The sequence below is a fragment of the Pseudomonas sp. MDT1-85 genome, assembly GCF_054898065.1.
The window spans coordinates 5,958,927-5,978,447 of record NZ_CM142715.1 but is presented as its reverse complement, the minus strand read 5'-3'; the positions used below and the strand labels follow the sequence as shown (position 1 = coordinate 5,978,447).

The following is a 19,521-nucleotide window of genomic DNA, read 5'->3' as shown; positions in this document are numbered from 1 at the left end:
CATTGCGCTTTTAACCTTCAAGCCTGAGCCTTACGCGCTGTTGCAACGAACGTTGAGGTGAGCAACACATGTATCACGGGGAAAGATTGAACGCCTGGACGCATTTGGTTGGGGCGGTGGCGGCGTTTGTCGGGGGTGTGTGGCTGCTGGTGATCGCCAGTATGGACGGCAGTCCGTGGAAGATTGTCAGCGTGGCGATTTACGGTTTCACGTTGTTGGTGCTCTACAGTGCCTCGACCGTGTACCACAGCGTGCGCGGCCGGAAAAAAGAGATCATGCAGAAGGTCGATCATTTTTCGATCTACCTGCTGATTGCTGGCAGTTACACGCCGTTCTGCCTGGTCACCCTGCGTGGGCCGTGGGGCTGGACGCTGTTCGGGATTGTCTGGGGGCTGGCGCTGATCGGCATTCTGCAAGAGATCAAACCCCGCTCGGAAGCGCGGATTCTGTCGATCGTGATCTACGCGGTGATGGGCTGGATCGTGCTGGTGGCGGTCAAGCCGTTACTGGCGGCGTTGGGCAGTACAGGTTTCGCCTGGCTGGCGTCGGGCGGCGTGCTGTACACCGTGGGCATTGTCTTTTTTGCGCTGGATAGTCGTTTGCGCCATGCCCATGGGATCTGGCATCTGTTCGTGATCGCCGGGAGCTTGCTGCACTTTGTGGCGATTCTGTTTTATGTCTTGTAGAGCGCATTGCAGCTCAAAATCTGTAGGAGCGAGGCTTGCCCGCGAACAAGGCCCCGCGGTATATCAGGTACACCGCGTTTTCGTTCTTCGTGGGCAAGCCTCGCTCCAAGGTGGGACACAGGTGATCCAATTGCGCCTGCGCCCGTCGGCTGAACACCTGCAACAAGTCGCTCAAGGTGTGTGGCGGCGGTTCGTCGGCGCGGGTGACCGCATACAACGTGATCGGTAACGCTGGCGCCAGAGGTCGAATCGCCGTGGCGGCAGGGGACGCGCCGAGCGCGGTAAACGGGTCGATTACTGCTAGCCCAGCACCCCCAAAGGCCTGAACCTGGAATTCCCGATGACCAGCGAGCTGAAGGCAATCATCGCTAAACCGGTGAGTGATCCGGTGCAATAGTTTCTGTTTTTTATGTCTTGTAGACCGCGTCGCCGGCCTTCGCGAGCAGGCCCTAGAAGTCACCCCAAAGCTGTTGGGCAACGGCCAATGCCACCACCGGCGCGGTTTCGGTGCGCAGCACGCGAGGGCCGAGGCGGGCGGCATGAAAGCCGCCAGCCTTGGCCTGCTCGACTTCAGCGTCGGACAATCCGCCTTCCGGGCCAATCAAAAAAGCCAGTGTCGCCGGTTTCGCATGGCTCACCAGTGGCTCGGCCACCGGGTGCAGCACCAGCTTCAATTCGGCTTCCGTCTGCTTCAGCCAATCGGCCAACAACAGCGGCGGATGAATCACCGGCACCCGTGAACGCCCGCATTGCTCGCAGGCGCTGATCGCCACCTGACGCCAGTGCATCAGGCGTTTGTCGGCGCGCTCATCCTTCAGCCGGACTTCACAGCGGTCGCTGAAGATCGGGGTGATTTCAGTCACCCCCAGTTCGGTGGCTTTCTGAATCGCCCAATCCATCCGCTCGCCACGGGACAAGCCCTGGCCGAGATGGATCGACAATGGCGACTCAACCTGCCCAGCGAAGCTTTCATCGATCTGCACCACGACGCGCTTCTTGCCGACCTCCACCAGCGTGGCGCGAAACTCATGGCCCGAACCGTCGAACAGTTGCAGCGCATCACCCTCGGCCATGCGCAACACGCGGCTGATGTAATGGGCCTGGGCCTCGGGCAACTCGTGTTCGCCAGTGCTCAAGGGGGCATCGATAAAGAAGCGGGACAGTCTCATGCGGGGTCTCTTTAGTTTGATCGTTCCCACGCAGAGCGTCGGAATAAGCGTTGCCAGTCAGCCCGGATCTCGGAAGCCCGGATGAAAGTCCTTCGGCACCGCCACGCTAACGCTGTCACGAGTCGCGATGTCGATGCCTTCGCTGGCCACTTCGGCCAGAAAATCGATTTGCTCCGGGGTAATCACGTACGGCGGCAGGAAATACACCACGCTGCCCAACGGCCGCAATAAAGCACCACGCTCCAGTGCATGCTGGAACACTCTCAAGCCACGACGTTCCTGCCACGGATAAGCAGTCTTGCTGGCCTTGTCCTTGACCATCTCGATGGCCAGCACCATGCCGGTCTGGCGCACTTCGGCAACGTTCGGGTGATCGACCAGGTGCGCGGTGGAGGAGGCCATGCGTTGGGCCAGGGCCTTGTTGTTCTCGATGACGTTGTCTTCTTCGAAGATATCCAGCGTCGCCAATGCCGCCGCGCACGCCAGCGGATTGCCGGTGTAGCTGTGTGAATGCAGGAAGGCGCGCAGGGTCGGGTAGTCGTCATAGAAGGCGCTGTAGACATCTTCCGTGGTCACGCAGGCCGCCAACGGCAGGTAACCGCCGGTCAGGGCCTTGGACAGGCAGAGGAAGTCCGGGCGGATGCCGGCCTGTTCGCAGGCGAACATCGTTCCGGTGCGGCCGAAGCCGACGGCGATTTCATCGTGGATCAGGTGCACGCCATAACGATCACAGGCCTCGCGCAGCAGCTTGAGGTACACCGGGTGATACATGCGCATCCCGCCGGCGCCCTGAATCAGCGGCTCCAGAATCACGGCGGCCACGGTGTCGTGGTTGTCGGCCAGCGTCTGCTCCATGGCGGCAAACATATTGCGCGAGTGTTCTTCCCAGCTCATGCCCTCGGGGCGCAGGTAGCAATCGGGGCTCGGCACCTTGATGGTGTCCATCAGCAGGGCTTTGTAGGTTTCGGTGAACAGCGGCACGTCGCCCACCGCCATCGCCGCCATGGTCTCGCCGTGGTAACCGTTGGTGAGGGTGACGAAGCGCTTCTTGTTCGGCTGGCCGCGGTTGAGCCAGTAGTGAAAGCTCATTTTCAGCGCGACTTCGATGCACGACGAACCGTTATCGGCATAGAAACACCGGGTCAGGCCTTCGGGCGTCATCTTCACCAGACGCTCCGACAGTTCGATCACCGGCTGATGGCTGAAACCGGCGAGGATCACGTGCTCCAGCTGATCGACCTGATCCTTGATGCGCTGGTTGATTCGCGGGTTGGCGTGCCCGAACACGTTGACCCACCAGGAGCTGACTGCGTCGAGGTAGCGTTTGCCTTCGAAGTCTTCCAGCCAGACGCCTTCGCCGCGTTTGATCGGGATCAGCGGCAGCTGTTCGTGGTCTTTCATCTGGGTGCAGGGATGCCACAACACTGCGAGGTCGCGTTGCATCCACTGATTATTCAGGCCCATGTTCAGTCTCCTCGAGGCGGCTCGCTTGGTGCGCGGGCAAACAATCGCGCAAGCCTATGCAATGCGCGTCATCGGGACAACCCATTGTGTCAATTGAGCTACTTTGTATAAGGCTATAGACGTCGCTGGCGGCGTTTTGATGGCTGACGTATTCTTCGCGGTTCTTTGAGTCGTCTGACTCGTAAAACCGCTATTTCCTCGTGTATTTCCGGAGTTCGCTGAATGTCTGCTGGTTGGCTGCGCGCCTGTGCGCTGGTGATGTTGGGGCTGTTCAGCGTTTCGGCGCTGGCCAAGGATAAAACGGTGATCGTAGTCGGCGGCGGGCTTTCGGGCCTCACCGCGGCGTACGAGCTGCAGAACAAAGGCTGGCAGGTCACCCTGCTGGAAGCCAAGCCGACGTTGGGCGGTCGCTCCGGCATGGCCACCAGTGAGTGGATCGGCAACGACAAGACCCAACCGGTGCTGAACAAGTACGTCTCGACGTTCAAGCTGTCCACCACGCCAGCCCCTGAATTCGTGCGGACTCCTGGCTACCTGATCGACGGTGAATATTTCACCGCCGCCGATCTGGCGACTAAACAGCCGGCCACCGCCGAAGCGCTGAAACGCTACGAAAAGACTTTGGATGATCTGGCGCGGTCGATCGAAGACCCGCAGAACCCGGCCGCCAACAGCACGCTGTTCGCCCTGGACCAGATCAATGTGTCCAACTGGCTCGATCGTCTGAATCTGCCAACCACTGCGCGTCAGTTGGTGAATCAGCAGATTCGTACCCGCTATGACGAACCTTCGCGCCTGTCGCTGCTGTACTTCGCACAACAGAGTCGCGTCTACCGTGGCGTTGCCGACCGTGACCTGCGCGCCTCGCGTCTGCCGGGTGGCAGCCCGGTGCTGGCCCAGGCTTTCGTCAAACAACTGAAAACCATCAAGACCAGCTCCCCGGTGTCGGCCATTACTCAGGACAAGGACGGCGTGACCGTCAAAGTCGGCAGCGTTGGCTATCAGGCAGACTACGTCGTGCTGGCCGTGCCGTTGCGTGCACTGAACAAGATCCAGATGACCCCGGCGCTGGATGCCCAGCACGCGGGCGCCATCAAAGGCACCAACTACGGCTGGCGTGATCAGATCATGCTGAAGTTCAAGACGCCGGTATGGGAAAGCAAGGCGCGCATGTCTGGCGAGATCTACAGCAACACCGGCCTGGGCATGTTGTGGGTTGAGCCGGCCCTGAAGGGTGGCGCCAACGTGGTGATCAACCTGTCCGGCGACAACGCGCGCGTGATGCAGGCCTTCGGCGACAAACAGATAGTCGATCAGGTACTGATTCGTCTGCACGCCTTTTATCCACAGGCACGCGGCTCATTCACCGGATATGAAATCCGTCGCTACAGCACCGACCCGTCGATGGGGGGCGCCTACCTGGCCTTCGGTCCGGGTCAGATCAGCAAGTACTGGCGCCTGTGGGAGCGTCCGCTGCAACGTGTAGCCTTTGCCGGCGAACACACCGACACTTTGTACCCGGGCACGCTGGAAGGCGCATTGCGCACCGGTCAGCGTGCGGCCAGTCAGGTAGAAGACCTGGCGGCGGGCAAGTCATTTGAGCCGGCGAAAGTTGTTCCGGCGGCGACCGCAGCAGCTGCAGGTGCAGTGGCGGCGAAGAAAGGCAACTTCTTCAGCAACATGTTCGGTGGCTCGTCCGATAAAGCGGCCGACAAACCAGAACCGGCCAAGGTTGATGCGAAAGCTGAAGCGTCCAAACCTGGCTTCTTCTCGCGCATGTTCGGTGGCGGTGACGACAAGGCTCCGGCCAAGGCGCCAGAGCCAGTGGCACCGGTTGCTCCAACCCCCGCGCCAGTACCTGCGCTGGCCCCAGCGCCGGTTGAGGCGCCGAAGCCAGTGGTGCCGGTGAAGGCTGAGCCGGTCAAAAAAGCTCCGGTGAAAAAGCCTGCTGCCAAAACCGAGGCAAAAAAAGCCCAGGTCAAGGCGACGGCGAAGAAGGCTGAGCCGGTGAAGAAACCAGCGGTCAGTACTGCTGCAAAGACTCCTGTGGCGGCTGAAACCAAGACGCAGTAAGTTCTGGAATCAAAAAAAGCGCGGCAGTGATGCCGCGCTTTTTTTATGTCTTGCGTATGTCGCCCCAACGCCGGTTGCTGTGTGCTTTGACGCTAAGCCAGATCGAGAATATGTACTTCGTCGCTTTGATAGTCGCTGATATAGGCACGGTTATGTTGATCAAGAACCATGTCATACGGTTCGAAAGCACCAGGAATAGGCGTCCTGCGGACAATCTCATCAGTGTCGGTATTAACTTCCACGACCTCTTTTTTAGTTTGATCAACGGCATAAGCATTTTTTTCGCCGAACACTATTTTTCCTTCGCAATTCACAAAATCGAAATGCCTGGTTGTCGATGACCGGGTGTCCAACACGGTGAGTTTTCGAGCGTCCAGTCCCACGATATAGACTTTCCAGCCATCGGGACTGACGCTAACCGCTGACGGATACCTTTCGGTTTTGATGATGTTTATGACTTCGAAAGTCTTGCTGCTGATGACCGTGAGCGCGTCCTGATAAGGGCCGTCAGGGGCGTTGGTGCTGGAAATATACAGACGCGAATTGTCCTGGCTGATATCCACACTGATGGAGGGAGAGGGTAATCCTCGCACTCTGCTCACCGCATAAGTTCGGGTGTCAATAATTGCCAGCCACTCTTTATCTTGTCTAACGGTGACGTAAACATGCTTCCCGTCCCGGCTTACTACGACTCCCCAAGGATGCCTTCCCACCCTGACGTGACCCACCTCGCAGGTTTTGGTATCAATAACCGAAACCGAACTTGAACCGTAGTTGGTCACGTAGGCTCTTTTCCCCCCATGGGCAAGGACGATGCTTTGGGGGTGACGCTCGACGGCGATGGTGCGGATTACCTTTTTGTTCCGGGTGTCGATCACTGACACATTGCCCGAAATATAGTTGCAAACAAAAACCCGGGATCCATCTTGGTTGATGGCTAGCCCTCGCGGTCCTTCCCCTACAGCTATCGAATCGGATCGTTTGCGTGTTATCAGGGGGGATGAACTCGAGTTGTGACTCATGGTAGAACTCCTGTTCAGACGCTCGGACAAACGCCCGAGATCAAGTTCATCAATGACCTGCAATGATAGCTACTGTCAGATATGACAGTTCTGATGAGTGGTAAAGGCTTTTTGGAAGTGAGAACGGGGACGGCATCTGTAGGTTTTTTCGTCCGGTTAACACTCTCTTAACATCTCGACCCCAAGGTCTTGATCGTATTTCTCGATATTTCAGAGCGAAATTTTCCGCTTTAAATCGATAGATAACTCGATAGTCTTGGGCGCAGTTCTTACAGGATTTGGGCAATGCAGCTACGTAACTCTTCTTCCCGCTACGGTGGGGCCAGCATCTTCGTGCACTGGGGGGTGGCGCTCGCGGTCTTCGGTTTGTTCGCGTTAGGGTTGTGGATGGTTGGTCTCGACTACTACAGCTCCTGGCGCAAAGATGCGCCGGATCTGCACAAAAGCATTGGCCTGGTGTTGTTCGCAGTCATGTTGCTGCGGGCGATGTGGCGCTTCATCAGCCCACCGCCGCCGCCCCTGCAAAGTTATAGCCGCATGACGCGCCTTGGCGCCGTGTTCGGCCATGCCTTCCTCTATCTCGGGCTGTTCGCTGTGATGATTGCCGGTTACCTGATTTCCACCGCAGACGGTGTCGGGATCCCGGTGTTTGGCCTGTTTGAAGTTCCTGCACTGGTTTCCGGACTACCGGACCAGGCAGACACCGCTGGTGTGATCCATTTGTACCTGGCATGGGCGCTGGTAATTTTTTCCGGCCTCCATGCGTTGGCAGCATTGAAACACCACTTTATCGATCGTGATGCGACCCTGACGCGAATGCTGGGACGCAAAGCTTGATGTTCAACCTCGACTCCAAAGGAATAGAAAGCATGTTGAAAAAGACGCTCGCCGCTCTGGCAATCGGTTCTGCTCTGCTGTCGGCTAACGTGATGGCGGCCGATTACGTTGTCGACAAAGAAGGCCAGCATGCCTTCGTTGACTTCAAGATCAGCCACCTGGGTTACAGCTACATCACCGGTACCTTCAAGGACATCGACGGCAAGTTCAGCTTCGACGCTGCCAAGCCTGAAGACAGCAAGATCGAGTTCAATGTGAATACCGCCAGTGTGTTCACCAACCATGCCGAACGCGACAAGCACATCGCCAGCGGTGACTTCCTGAATGTGGGCAAATTCGCCGACGCCAAGTTCGTTTCCACCAGCGTCAAATCCACCGGCAAAAACGCCGCTGGCAAAGACACTGCCGACGTAACCGGTAACCTGACTCTGGCTGGTGTTACCAAGCCAATCGTGGTCAAGGCCACCTTCCTGGGTGAAGGCAAGGATCCATGGGGCGGCTACCGTGCCGGCTTTGAAGGCACTACCAGCATCAAGCGTTCCGATTTCGGCAAGCAGAAAGACCTGGGCCCAGCATCCGACGCGGTTGAGCTGTACGTGACGTTTGAAGGTGTGAAAGCGAAGTAACTTTCGCGCCTGACATAAAAAACGCCCCCGATCTCACGATTGGGGGCGTTTTTTATTGCCTGTCAACATCGCCGCCGCCACCGCAAATCCCTTGTGGGAGCGAGCCTGCTCGCGATAGCGGACTAATATTCAATATCCGTGTTGAATGTAACGGCCCCATCGCGAGCAGGCTCGCTCCCACAGGTTTTTTCGTCAGCCATAAAAAATGCCCCGGTCTTTCGATCCGGGGCATTTTTCATATCAGCGATAAATCAGCGATTGCGTGTCAGCAACGCTGGTTTTTCGCCGCGTGGACGGCCTGGTAGTTGATCCAGTTGCTCAGGTGTCGGGAAGCGATCGCTTTTCGACTCCTTGTGGATGATCTTCGGTGCCGGGCCCCGCGGGTTCTGCACGGCCGGTTCCGAACGAGGTTGTTCGTCAAGGGCCGGGCGGCGGTTGCGGGACTCTTCGCGACGGGCCTGGCCGTCACGTGGAGCACCGTTGCGTGGGCCGCTGCGCTTGGCCGGTGGGGTGCCGGTGGTTGCGCCGCTGCTGCTGCGCGGACCATTTTGGCGACCTTGGGGCTGACCGGTGCGCGGAGCACTTGCACCTGCGCCTGCGCCTTGTGCCGGAGCGCCCGGACGGCGACCACGGCCCTGAGCAGGTTTGGCTTGTGGCACGTAGTCGACGCGGTTGCCGAAGTTATCGACATCGTCGTCCAGGAACTCGTCCGGAGCACGGTCAGCGGTGGCGCGAGGTGCCGGGCGCTGTTGCTCACGGGCCGGGGTGCCTTCGCGAGGTTTGTGTTCACGGGCAGGGCGATCGCCACGGCCAGTGGCAGCAGGTTTTTCCTTGCCGCCCTTGTCCTTGCCTTTGTCTTTACGACCGCCACCACCACCGCTGCCGTTCGGACCGTCACCGCGCGGGCCACGTGGGGTGCGCGGGTTACGCACATCCGGACGCTCGCGAACTTCTGGTTTCTCGGCCTCCACGGCGCTGGAGTCGAAGCCCATCAGGTTGCCGTCGGCAATCTTCTGCTTGGTCATGCGCTCGATGCTTTTCAGCAGCTTCTCTTCGTCCGGAGCAACCAGCGAGATCGCCTCGCCCGAGCGACCGGCACGGCCAGTACGGCCGATACGGTGTACGTAATCTTCGTCGACGTTCGGCAGTTCGAAGTTGACCACGTGAGGCAACTGGTCGATGTCCAGACCGCGAGCGGCGATGTCGGTGGCAACCAGGATGCGCACTTCACCGGCCTTGAAGTCGGCCAGGGCTTTGGTGCGGGCATTCTGGCTCTTGTTACCGTGGATGGCGACGGCGGTGAGGCCGTGCTTGTCCAGGTACTCAGCCAGACGGTTAGCGCCGTGCTTGGTGCGGGTGAACACCAGCACTTGCTCCCAGGCGCCTGCGGTGATCAGGTGAGCGAGCAATGAACGCTTGTGACTGGCAGCCAGGCGGAATACGCGCTGTTCGATCCGCTCGACCGTGGTGTTCGGCGGCGTGACTTCGATGCGTTCCGGGTTGTGCAGCAGCTTGCCGGCGAGGTCGGTGATGTCTTTGGAGAACGTCGCCGAGAACAGCAGGTTCTGGCGCTTGCTCGGCAGGCGGGCGAGGACCTTTTTCACGTCATGGACAAAGCCCATGTCGAGCATGCGGTCGGCTTCGTCCAGCACGAGGATTTCCACGTGGGACAGATCGACACTGCCTTGGCCGGCGAGGTCGAGCAGGCGACCGGGGCAGGCCACCAGCACGTCGACACCGCGGGACATGGCCTGAACCTGTGGGTTCATGCCGACGCCGCCGAAGATACAGGCGCTGACGAACTTCAGGTCACGGGCATAGACCTTGAAGCTCTCGTGCACCTGGGCCGCGAGTTCGCGGGTTGGGGTCAGGACCAGTACGCGTGGTTGACGCGGGCCGTGACGCTGGGATTTGTCCGGGTGACCGTTAGGGAACAACCGCTCCAGAATCGGGAGGGCGAAACCACCGGTTTTACCAGTACCTGTCTGCGCCGCAACCATCAGGTCGCGACCTTGCAACACGGCGGGAATGGCCCGCTGTTGCACCGGAGTAGGCTCGGTATAGCCCGCTGCCTCGATGGCGCGGACTAAAGCCTCGGAGAGACCGAGGGAAGCAAAGGACATGAGTAATCCTGTTTTAGTTAGGGCTTGGCCCAATGGGAGTCTTGCCTGGCGCGAATCGCGTTTAAGAGGACGCAATCCCGTCCGGTCCTGCTGGGCCTCGAAGGCTCGTCTGGAGCGCTCGCGCGGGCTGAAAAGCTGCGCTGTAGCGGGATCGAGATGCCTTGAACAAGTCCGAGCGTCCGGGCGTGAGCCTGGCGGGAAGGCCGGAGTATAACAGAGCAATCACTGCGCGCCGCTTTCCTGCTGCTCAACGGTTTTTCCGCCGGTTGCGGTGGCGCTGGCGGCCCGTGCTTCGATGGCCGGGCCGGCGCCATAGCGGGCGCTCAGTTCAGCGTAGGCCGGCTCGCGCTTGAAGCGTTTGAGCTCGGCACCGAAACGCTGCACCAACAAATCCATCCCGGCATTGCGGCGTACCGCCAGAAACTGGCTTTGCTGGCTGATGATGATCGGGTTCTCGGTGATCTTGTCGCGGATATTCAGTTGATCGAGCAAATGCTGGCCGACCCGGCGATCGGTGATCAGCAGGTCGATGCGGCCGCGCACCAGTTTGCCGAAGTTGGCTTCATGGGTGGGTGCCGGCTCTTGGGTGAACAGCGTCGACTCGCTGAAGTCCTTGCTGTACAGGTATCCCGGCGACGTGCCGATGGTCAGGCCTTTCAGATCGTCCAGGGTGCGAAACGGATAGGGTCGCTCGTTGGCATAGAACATTACGAATTCGACTTGCGAGAGCGGTTCGCTGGGGTAGAGCAGGGTCGAGTCGCGTTCAGCACTGTGGAAAATATCCAGCGCGCCATCCGCCTGGCCTTGCTCAAGCATCGACAGACAGCGTTTCCATGGCAGGAACTGCCATTCCACGTCGATCCCGAGGCGTTTGAAGACGATGGCCGTGGTTTCGTAGTCCAGGCCCAGCGATTTACCGTTTTCCTCATACACGTAAGGTGCCCAAGGCTCGGTGACAATACGCAACTTCTCGCCCCGAGCGGTGAAGCTCAGGCAAGTGAACAGAAGCACGGTCAGTAACTGAGCGATCAGGGGCATGGGGTTGAGATTACGACGAGAAATCATAAAGAGCCAGAAACCGGATCCAGAAGCTCTATCTCAGGATATGACTGCACAATAAAGGGGCGCCGGAAAGCAAAAGATCGCAGCCTTCGGCAGCTTCCACAGACGCGTAGGAGCTGCCGAAGGCTGCGATCTTTTGATCTGGCTTTAACGACGATTAACGCGGCAACTTCAGGTTATTCCACACCGCCAGGCTCGGCTCAGCCTGGTTCAGCGTGTAGAAATGCAGCCCTGGCGCACCACCCTGCAGCAGGCGTTCGCACATTTCGGTGATGACGTGTTCACCAAAGCCTTGAATGCTTTGGGTGTCGTCGCCGTAGGCTTCCAGTTGTTTGCGGATCCAGCGCGGGATCTCCGCACCGCAAGCATCGGAGAAGCGCGCGAGCTTGCTGTAGTTGGTTATTGGCATGATCCCCGGCACGATCGGGATGTTCACACCCTTCGCCCGTACACGCTCGACGAAGTAGAAGTAGCTGTCGGCGTTGAAGAAATACTGGGTGATCGCACTGTTGGCGCCGGCGTTAGCCTTGCGCACAAAGTTGTTGAGATCCTCTTCGAAGTTGCGCGCTTGCGGATGCATTTCCGGGTAAGCGGCGACTTCGATGTGGAAATGATCGCCGGTCTCTTCACGAATGAATTCAACCAGATCATTGGCGTGACGCATCTCGCCGCTGGCCATGCCCATGCCCGAGGGCAGGTCACCGCGAAGCGCAACGATACGCGTGATGCCGGCTGCCTTGTACTGGCTCAGCAGGCCGCGCAGGTCGTCCTTGCTGTCGCCCACGCAAGACAGATGCGGTGCGGCAGGGACTTTGACTTCGCTTTCAAGCTGCAACACGGTGTTGAGGGTGCGATCACGGGTCGAACCGCCAGCGCCGTAGGTGCAGGAGAAGAAGTCAGGGTTGTAGGTCGCCAAATGACGGGCAGTGGCGATCAGTTTTTCATGCCCAGCATCGGTCTTCGTAGGGAAGAACTCGAAGCTGTAGCGACGGTCTTGGGACATGGTCATATCCTTGGAAGCGTATAAGCCTTGCAGGACGCTACGTTCTCTGTAGGAGCGAAGCTTGCTCGCGAATCAGGCGCCGCGGTGTTTCAGAGGCGCCGTGGTGAAGCGTTCGCGAGCAAGCTTCGCTCCTACAGAGAGCGGATGGTTCCTGCATAAGTCCGCTCCGATGGGGAGCGGACAGCAGGACCAATCAGTAGCGGTAAGCGTGCGGCTTGAACGGGCCTTCGACGGTCACGCCGATGTAGTCGGCCTGAGTCTTGGTCAGTTGAGTGACCACGCCACCGAAACCGCGGACCATTTCCAGGGCCACTTCTTCGTCGAGCTTCTTCGGCAGTACTTCAACGGTCAGGCGCTCGGCTTTCTGGGCTGGCGACAGGTCGGCGTACTTCTGGCCGAACAGGAAGATCTGAGCCAGAACCTGGTTGGCGAACGAACCGTCCATGATGCGGCTCGGGTGGCCAGTGGCGTTGCCCAGGTTAACCAGACGGCCTTCGGCCAGCAGGATCAGGTAGTCGTCGTTCTGGGCGTCGAATGCGCCCGGGCCGGTACGGTGAACCTTGTGAACCTGTGGCTTCACTTCTTCCCATGCCCAGTTCTTGCGCATGAAAGCGGTGTCGATTTCGTTGTCGAAGTGACCGATGTTGCAGACCACAGCGCGCTTCTTCAGGGCTTTGAGCATGTTTGCATCGCAAACATTGACGTTACCGGTGGTGGTCACGATCAGGTCGATCTTGCCCAGCAGCGCTTTGTCGATGCTCGCTTCGGTACCGTTGTTGATACCGTCGATGAACGGCGACACCAGTTCGAAACCGTCCATGCAGGCTTGCATGGCGCAGATCGGGTCGACTTCGGAGACTTTAACGATCATGCCTTCCTGACGCAGGGACTGGGCCGAGCCCTTGCCCACGTCACCGTAACCGATGACCAGCGCTTGCTTGCCGGACAGCAGATGGTCGGTGCCGCGCTTGATCGCGTCGTTCAGGCTGTGACGGCAGCCGTACTTGTTGTCGTTCTTGCTCTTGGTCACCGAGTCGTTGACGTTGATGGCCGGGATTTTCAGCTCGCCCTTGGCCAGCATGTCCAGCAGACGGTGAACGCCGGTGGTGGTTTCTTCGGTGACGCCGTGGACGCGGTCCAGGATCGCCGGGTATTTCTTGTGCAGCAGCTCGGTCAGGTCGCCGCCGTCGTCGAGGATCATGTTGGCATCCCAAGGCGCGCCATCTTTGAGGATGGTTTGCTCCAGGCACCACTCGTACTCTTCTTCAGTCTCGCCTTTCCAGGCGAAAACCGGGATACCGGCAGCAGCGATAGCGGCAGCGGCCTGGTCTTGAGTCGAGAAAATGTTGCAGGACGACCAACGTACTTCGGCACCCAGGGCAACCAGGGTTTCGATCAGTACGGCAGTCTGAATGGTCATGTGGATGCAGCCGAGAATCTTCGCGCCTCTGAGCGGTTGCTCGGCGGAGTATTTGCGGCGCAGGCCCATCAGGGCTGGCATTTCGGATTCGGCGATGATGGTTTCGCGACGGCCCCAGGCAGCCAGGGACATGTCGGCGACTTTGTAATCGTTAAAATCTACAGGCGTGATAACAGCGCTCATGATGAGCCTCCATTCGTAATGTATGCGAATGGGCGCCGTTGTGCGTTTAGTGTCTGGCCGTGGCCAGTCAACGCCCCATCCGAGCCTGACAGGTCGAACCTGCTGCAGCGCCCCTCGGACAGGTGGCGGGAAAACGGTAGCAAGTGAACATTACCGTTTTGAAACGGGGGCGATTATAGCGGGCTATGCTGATCTTCCAAAGCGTTTCTGTTGGTCAATGTCCGAACGGTAATCGAGACCATAGTCGATGCTTGATAGAGCTCTAGTCCGGGCTCTGCCATGATGGCCGGCATCAATCGGCAAGATGGTCAGGAGTGAGTATGAATTTCCACACCCGCAAATGGGTAAAACCCGAAGACCTCAACCCCAACGGCACACTGTTCGGCGGCAGTCTGTTGCGCTGGATCGACGAAGAAGCGGCGATCTACGCCATCGTCCAGCTGGGTAATCAGCGCGTGGTCACCAAGTACATTTCCGAAATCAACTTTGTCAGCGCCTCGCGTCAGGGCGACATCATCGAACTGGGCATCACCGCCACCGAGTTCGGTCGCACCTCGATCACGCTGACCTGCGCAACAAGATCACTCGCAAGAGCATCCTGACGGTGGAGAAAATGGTTTTCGTGAACCTCGGCGAAGACGGCCTGCCCGCGCCGCACGGCCGGACCGAGATCAGGTACGTCAAAGACCAGTTCAAGGATGATGACATCGGCGGGTGAAATCGGCGGTGCGGCCTTCGCGAGCAAGCCCGCTCCCACATTCGACTGCATTCTTATGAAAGAGCTCGGTCACATGTGTGGAGCGGGCTTGCTCGCGAAAGCGGCCTATCGGTCAGAGATGATTTAACGGACCACTGAACAGCTCCGAACCCTACGTGTCGTACTTAAACCACACGCCACCGGTTCAGGAGTTTTATGGACACGCCCAAAGACGGCAAGACCCCGGACCTCTCGGCGCAAGAACAGCGCGAGGTCGACAAGAACCAGCCACCGCGCGCGGCGGTGCTGCACGAAATCATTCGCACCCAAGGTAATCAGGAACTCGAGCGTAGCGTTGCGGCGCTGTGGTGGTCGGCCCTGGCTGCCGGCCTGACCATGGGCTTGTCACTGATGGCCATGGGGCTGCTCAACTCACGTCTGCCGGATGGCGAAGGCTTCAAGGTGATCGCCAGCTTCGGTTACTGCGCAGGTTTTCTCGCGGTGATTCTCGCCCGTCAGCAACTCTTCACCGAAAACACCCTGACCGCCGTGCTGCCAATCATGAGCAAACCTACGCTGGGTAATTTCGGTCGGTTGTTTCGGCTGTGGTCGATCGTGCTGGTGGGCAATCTCTGCGGCACCTTGCTGGTGGCGTATGTGATGCTGCACTTGCCGATTTTCGATGCCAAGACCGATCTGGCCTTCCTCGACATCGGGCGCAAGGTCATGGAGAACGATGCGAGCAAAATGTTCGCCAAAGGCATCATCTCCGGCTGGATGATCGCCACCATGGTCTGGATGATCCCCTCCATGGAAAGCGCCAAGATGTGGATCATCATCCTCATCACCTATTTCATGGCGCTGGGAGATTTCACCCACATCGTGGTCGGATCGGTCGAGGTCTCGTACCTGGTGTTTGCAGGCGAGTTGCCGTGGAAAGATTTCTGGCTGGTGTTCGCAGGTCCCACGCTGGTGGGGAACATCATCGGTGGCAGTTTTATCTTCGCGCTGATCAGTCACGCGCAGATTCGCAGCGAAAGCGGGCCGCCGAAGGTCTCTGCGGAACGGGACCAGGAACCCGAACCGCAGAAGATCAAAAAATGATCAGTGGCAAAAACTGATTCTGTCAGCCGGACACATTGACCGCGGCAGCACTGCGACGCTGCAGGTAGATGAAAAACAGCGCTGTCAGTACCGTCAACCCGCTAACCAGTGCGCCGGTCCACGGCAAGTCCGCCAGGTCCGCGCCGCTGGCCACCACCAGCCCGCCAATCCATGCCCCGGCTGCGTTGCCGAGATTGAATGCACTTTGATTCAGCGTCGACCCAAGGTTCGGCGCTTCATGGGCCTGATCGATGATCAGCAATTGCAGGATCGGGCACAGCGCGAACGCGAAGATGCCCCACAACACTAGCGTGATCGCCGCCGGGATCACTGAATGACTGGTCTGACTGAAAGCGGCCAGCACGACGACCACGGCCAGCGCCATACCCACCAGAGAAGGCAGCAAACGACTGTCCGCCAATCGGCCGCCAAGCATGCTGCCCGCCGTCAGACCGACCCCGAACAACAGCAACATGATCGTCACGCCATGCGGGCTGACCCCGGTGATGTCTTGCAGGATCGGCGCGATATAGGTGAACACGCTGAACAGACTGGTGGACGCCAGCACGCTCATGCCCAGCGCCAGCAGCACGTTGACCTTGCCCAGCACTTTGAACTCGCTGGCCAGGTTGGCTTTGTCCATGGGGATTTCCTTGGGCAGCCAAACCCACTGCGCGATGGCCGCAATCACGCCAATCACCGACACGGCCCAAAACGTCGACCGCCAACCGGCGTATTGTCCGAGCGCGGTGCCCAATGGAACGCCCAGCACGTTGGCCAGCGTCAGGCCGGTGAACATCATGGCAATCGCCTGGGCTCGTTTGTTCGGTGCCACCAAACCGGCGGCGACCACCGAGCCGATGCCGAAGAACGCACCATGGCACAGCGCGGTGATCACCCGCGCGGCCATCAAAGTGGCGTAGTTCGGCGCCAGGGCGCAGAGGATATTGCCGAGAATGAACATCAGCGTCATGCCCAACAGTGTGGCTTTGCGCGGCATGTTGGCGGTGCCGATCGCGAGGACCGGCGCGCCGAACACCACGCCCAGGGCGTAACCGGTGATGAGCAGGCCCGCGTGAGGAATGCTCACGGCAAGGTCGCGGGCGACATCGGGCAGCAAGCCCATGATGACGAATTCAGTGGTGCCGATGCCGAAGGCGGCAACGGCCAGTGCAAGCAAGGCGAGTGGCATGCGCAAGGTCTCTGTCGGTAGTCTTGACGCTTTGATCAGGCATACGCAGGCCGACGACCGTTCTCGGTGAGAGCGGGCAGAGGCAGGAATTATTGGAATTAGTCTGTGCGCAACTGAGTGCGGCGTGGTCGCTTGCAGTATAAACAGCTGCGGACATGTGGCGAATCAATTATCTACCCCCCGCCCTTGTAGGAGCTGCCGAAGGCTGCGATCTCTTGATCCTAAAAATCAAAATCAAAAGATCGCAGCCTTCGGCAGCTCCTACGGGGGAGTGTGGGGGCTAAATAAGGAGTGTGCCGTGCTTGCGACGGTTCTGGTGTTGGTGGCGGCGCTGTTGCACGCGGCGTGGAATACCCTGATCAAATTCAGTGCGGAGCGGCTGTTGGTGGTGGCCTGCATGGACAGCGTGGCGCTGCTGTTTGTCGCCCTGATGCTGCCCTTCGTGGCGCTGCCGCCACTGGAGATGTGGCCGTGGATTCTCGCGTCAGCGGCATTCGAGTTGCTCTATCGCTACCTGTTGATCCAGGCCTATCGGGTCGGCGATCTTGGTCTGGTCTATCCCTTGATGCGCGGCCTGTCGCCGCTGGTGGTGCTGGCACTGACGCTGATCTTCGCCGGGGAAGTGCTGACGGCCCAGCAGATCTTCGGGATTTTGCTGATCCCGTTCGGCATGTTGTGCCTGCTCTGGCAGGGCGGTGGCGGGGTGCGTCTGCCGTGGTCGATGCTGCCGGTGGTGGCGCTGATCGGGTTGTGTATCGGGTGCTACACCTTCATCGATGGCCAGGCCTTGCGGCGCTGGTCCCACCCATTGGATTACCTGGTGTGGGTCACCTTGTTCAGCGCCTGGCCGTTCCCATTACTGGCGCTGGTGCGTAAGCGGCCGGCGTTCATGCTGTTCTGGCGCGAGCAGTGGCGGTTGGGGTTGGCGGTCGGGTTTTGCGTGCTGTTCAGCTACGCTCTGGTGCTGTGGGCCATGCAGCTCGGCTCGATTGCCGAAGCCGCGGCGTTGCGCGAGATCAGTGTGATTCTGGTGGTGCTGTTTGGCATGCGCTATCTGAAAGAGCCTTTCGGCCGGCCCCGGCTCTTGGCCTGTGGGCTGGTGCTGATCGGCATGTTGGTGATGAAGTTTTAGTCGCCCCTGATGGAATTCGATTTTCTATAACTTGAAGAAGGGACTGCGTTATGACGGTTGCTCTGTGGTGCATTTTGATTGCGATCTGTTTACCTTACTTGTGCATAGGCATCGCCAAGGTCAGTGGCGGGTACGGGCTCAGACACAACCGTGACCCTCGGGGGTTTCTCGACTCGCTGGAAGGCTTGGGCAAGCGGGCATATGCGGCGCAACTGAACAGTTTTGAAGTGACCCCCGCGTTTGCGGCGGCAGTGATCGTGGCTCACTTGGCCGGCAATGCCGAACTGGTGACGATCAATGTGCTGTCGGTATTGTTCATCACCAGCCGGCTGCTCTTTATCATTTGCTACTTGGCGGACTGGGCAACGTTACGGTCGCTGGTGTGGTTTGTGGGGATGGGGTTGATCATCAGTTTCTTTGTTGTGTCTGTTTAAAAGCAAGATCAAAAGATCGCAGCCTTCGGCAGCTCCTACGTTGACCGCGTACACCGCAACATTGTGGGTGAACATCAATCCCTGTAGGAGCTGGCGAAGCCTGCGATCTTTTTGCTTTTAAAGTTTGTCAGCCACCTGCGGTACTTGTGGCAACGCCGCCCCTTTAGGCCAAAGCATCCAGATTTGCCCCTGCTGTTTCATGTCACCGGCCAATTGCCCGGCCGCCTCGCCCGTGCCCCAGAACAGGTCCGCGCGGACCTCGCCGGCAATCGCGCCGCCGGTGTCTTGCGCGGCCACCGGGCGTACCAATGTGCTGCCGTCCGGGCGTGTGGTGGATAACCACAACAGACTGCCGAGCGGAATCACCTTGCGGTCCACCGCCGCGCTATAACCTGCGGTCAGCGGAACATTCAGTGAACCACGCGGCCCTTCGTTGCTGTCGGGGTTGCGGGTGAAGAACACGTAGCTGGGGTTGCTGCCGAGCAGTTCGGGAATGCGCATCGGATTGGCCTTGGCCCAAGTGCTGATCGCACCCATGGTCACGTCTTCTTTCTTCAGCTCACCCTGGTCCACCAGCCAGCGGCCGATGGGGCGATAGGGGTGGCCGTTCTGGTCGGCATAACCGATGCGCAATTGACGGCCGTCATCAAGCTGGATGCGGCCCGAGCCCTGGATTTGCAGGAACTGCAGGTTCATCGGGTCGGTCAGCCAGGCAATCACCGGTGCCTTCACGCCTTTGGTTTCAATGGTTGCCGCATCGTCGTATGGCTTGAGTACGCGACCCTCGAGCCGTCCGCGCAGGCGTTTGCCTTTGAGTTCCGGGTAGATACTGTCCAGCGAGACGATGATCATATCCTCGGGTACACCGTACACCGGGATGTTGGCTTCCTCGGTCTGGGTCAGGCTGCCGGGATACACCGGTTCGTAGTAACCGGTAATCAGACCGTTGGGGTTGTCATTGGCGGCACGCAGACCATAGACGTCCAGGTTCTGTTTGAGAAAGCCGCGGATGTCATTGGCGGTTGGTTGCACATTGGCGGATGCCGCACAGGTGCCGCCCCAGACCGGGTCGGCCTTGAGTCGGGTGCAGGCGCTGCGCCACGAGCCGAAGCCGGCGACGAGGTCGCTGTCGGACACCGCCGGAAGTGCTTCCCAAGTAGCGCTGGAGTAGGTCGCCAGTGCGTGGGTTTTCGGCTTGCTGCTGTCGCCGCCGGTGCAACCTGCCAGTACGGCCACCATCGGAAGGGTCCAGGCCAGATTGTGACGCCATGCCTTGAAACGGCTGTTCATGGAG

Annotated in this window: 16 protein-coding genes, 3 pseudogenes and 1 riboswitch; of the genes and pseudogenes, 9 read left to right on the top strand and 10 right to left on the bottom strand. The window is 59.2% G+C overall.

Translation table 11 applies throughout. The features are described from left to right. Nucleotides 1–68: 68 nt before the first annotated feature. A complete protein-coding gene (gene trhA / locus ACYZT2_RS26930; RefSeq protein ID WP_461968775.1) occupies nucleotides 69–686 on the top strand; it encodes a PAQR family membrane homeostasis protein TrhA in 618 nt (205 codons plus the stop codon). A gap of 13 nt (nucleotides 687–699) precedes the next feature. Here the strand turns inward: trhA and ACYZT2_RS26925 are convergent. Beyond that, nucleotides 700–999: pseudogene (locus ACYZT2_RS26925) on the bottom strand (hypothetical protein); the annotation flags it as partial. Here ACYZT2_RS26925 and ACYZT2_RS26920 point away from each other — a divergent pair. Beyond that, nucleotides 991–1,083 (top strand): annotated as a pseudogene (locus ACYZT2_RS26920) (transporter substrate-binding domain-containing protein); the annotation flags it as partial. The pseudogenes ACYZT2_RS26925 and ACYZT2_RS26920 sit on opposite strands and share 9 nt — an antisense overlap. A 52-nt stretch (nucleotides 1,084–1,135) precedes the next feature. Here ACYZT2_RS26920 and ACYZT2_RS26915 read toward each other — a convergent pair. Together ACYZT2_RS26915 and ACYZT2_RS26910 are read right to left on the bottom strand one after the other, a co-directional pair. Beyond that, the gene (locus ACYZT2_RS26915) at nucleotides 1,136–1,855 is read right to left on the bottom strand and encodes a 16S rRNA (uracil(1498)-N(3))-methyltransferase (RefSeq protein WP_095127107.1); all 720 of its coding nucleotides are present in this window, start codon (nucleotides 1,853–1,855) and stop codon (nucleotides 1,136–1,138) included. 57 nt (nucleotides 1,856–1,912) lie between these two features. After that, the gene (locus tag ACYZT2_RS26910) at nucleotides 1,913–3,319 is read right to left on the bottom strand and encodes an adenosylmethionine--8-amino-7-oxononanoate transaminase (RefSeq protein ID WP_461968773.1); all 1,407 of its coding nucleotides are present in this window, start codon (nucleotides 3,317–3,319) and stop codon (nucleotides 1,913–1,915) included. 222 nt (nucleotides 3,320–3,541) lie between these two features. Between ACYZT2_RS26910 and ACYZT2_RS26905 the strand changes: the two genes are divergently transcribed. After that, nucleotides 3,542–5,392, top strand: a complete 1,851-nt coding sequence (locus ACYZT2_RS26905) for an FAD-dependent oxidoreductase (RefSeq protein ID WP_461968771.1) — start codon at nucleotides 3,542–3,544, stop codon at nucleotides 5,390–5,392. Nucleotides 5,393–5,484: 92 nt separating this feature from the next. On the opposite strand, the gene ACYZT2_RS26900 is transcribed toward ACYZT2_RS26905, so the two are convergent. Further along, nucleotides 5,485–6,414, bottom strand: a complete 930-nt coding sequence (locus tag ACYZT2_RS26900) for a YncE family protein (RefSeq protein ID WP_461968769.1) — start codon at nucleotides 6,412–6,414, stop codon at nucleotides 5,485–5,487. A gap of 285 nt (nucleotides 6,415–6,699) precedes the next feature. Between ACYZT2_RS26900 and ACYZT2_RS26895 the strand changes: the two genes are divergently transcribed. Together ACYZT2_RS26895 and ACYZT2_RS26890 are read left to right on the top strand one after the other, a co-directional pair. Then, a complete protein-coding gene (locus ACYZT2_RS26895; RefSeq protein WP_461968767.1) occupies nucleotides 6,700–7,251 on the top strand; it encodes a cytochrome b in 552 nt (183 codons plus the stop codon). Nucleotides 7,252–7,283: 32 nt separating this feature from the next. Then, the gene (locus ACYZT2_RS26890; protein ID WP_461968765.1) at nucleotides 7,284–7,877 is read left to right on the top strand and encodes a YceI family protein; all 594 of its coding nucleotides are present in this window, start codon (nucleotides 7,284–7,286) and stop codon (nucleotides 7,875–7,877) included. 251 nt (nucleotides 7,878–8,128) lie between these two features. Here the strand turns inward: ACYZT2_RS26890 and ACYZT2_RS26885 are convergent, their stop codons facing one another. The 4 genes from ACYZT2_RS26885 to ahcY all read right to left on the bottom strand — a co-directional run bounded on the left by ACYZT2_RS26885 (nucleotide 8,129) and on the right by ahcY (nucleotide 13,668). Continuing rightward, entirely contained in the window at nucleotides 8,129–10,000 is a 1,872-nt protein-coding gene (locus ACYZT2_RS26885) for a DEAD/DEAH box helicase (RefSeq protein ID WP_461968763.1), read from the bottom strand. 222 nt (nucleotides 10,001–10,222) lie between these two features. After that, nucleotides 10,223–11,038 (bottom strand): substrate-binding periplasmic protein, encoded by an 816-nt coding sequence (locus ACYZT2_RS26880; RefSeq protein WP_461973280.1) that lies wholly within the window; start codon nucleotides 11,036–11,038, stop codon nucleotides 10,223–10,225. Between the two features lie 181 nt (nucleotides 11,039–11,219). Continuing rightward, nucleotides 11,220–12,065, bottom strand: coding sequence for a methylenetetrahydrofolate reductase [NAD(P)H] (gene metF / locus ACYZT2_RS26875; RefSeq protein WP_461968761.1), 846 nt, complete (start codon nucleotides 12,063–12,065; stop codon nucleotides 11,220–11,222). Between the two features lie 193 nt (nucleotides 12,066–12,258). Continuing rightward, nucleotides 12,259–13,668: an adenosylhomocysteinase gene (ahcY, locus tag ACYZT2_RS26870; protein WP_461968759.1), complete on the bottom strand. Its 1,410-nt coding sequence runs from the start codon at nucleotides 13,666–13,668 to the stop codon at nucleotides 12,259–12,261. Nucleotides 13,669–13,691: 23 nt separating this feature from the next. Continuing rightward, nucleotides 13,692–13,790, bottom strand: a riboswitch (S-adenosyl-L-homocysteine riboswitch). A gap of 198 nt (nucleotides 13,791–13,988) precedes the next feature. Between ahcY and ACYZT2_RS26865 the strand changes: the two are divergent. Continuing rightward, nucleotides 13,989–14,386: pseudogene (locus tag ACYZT2_RS26865) on the top strand (acyl-CoA thioesterase). A gap of 195 nt (nucleotides 14,387–14,581) precedes the next feature. Further along, nucleotides 14,582–15,469: a formate/nitrite transporter family protein gene (locus ACYZT2_RS26860; protein ID WP_461968757.1), complete on the top strand. Its 888-nt coding sequence runs from the start codon at nucleotides 14,582–14,584 to the stop codon at nucleotides 15,467–15,469. A gap of 22 nt (nucleotides 15,470–15,491) precedes the next feature. On the opposite strand, the gene ACYZT2_RS26855 is transcribed toward ACYZT2_RS26860, so the two are convergent. Next, nucleotides 15,492–16,661 (bottom strand): MFS transporter, encoded by a 1,170-nt coding sequence (locus ACYZT2_RS26855; RefSeq protein WP_461968755.1) that lies wholly within the window; start codon nucleotides 16,659–16,661, stop codon nucleotides 15,492–15,494. 298 nt (nucleotides 16,662–16,959) lie between these two features. Here ACYZT2_RS26855 and ACYZT2_RS26850 point away from each other — a divergent pair, with 298 nt between their 5' ends. After that, nucleotides 16,960–17,793: an EamA family transporter gene (locus tag ACYZT2_RS26850; RefSeq protein ID WP_461968753.1), complete on the top strand. Its 834-nt coding sequence runs from the start codon at nucleotides 16,960–16,962 to the stop codon at nucleotides 17,791–17,793. 50 nt (nucleotides 17,794–17,843) lie between these two features. After that, on the top strand, nucleotides 17,844–18,227 hold the full coding sequence (locus ACYZT2_RS26845; RefSeq protein ID WP_461968751.1) for an MAPEG family protein: 384 nt from the start codon (nucleotides 17,844–17,846) through the stop codon (nucleotides 18,225–18,227). A 117-nt stretch (nucleotides 18,228–18,344) separates the two neighbouring features. On the opposite strand, the gene mltA is transcribed toward ACYZT2_RS26845, so the two are convergent. After that, a complete protein-coding gene (gene mltA, locus ACYZT2_RS26840) occupies nucleotides 18,345–19,517 on the bottom strand; it encodes a murein transglycosylase A (protein ID WP_461968749.1) in 1,173 nt (390 codons plus the stop codon). Between the last annotated feature and the right edge of the window lie 4 nt (nucleotides 19,518–19,521).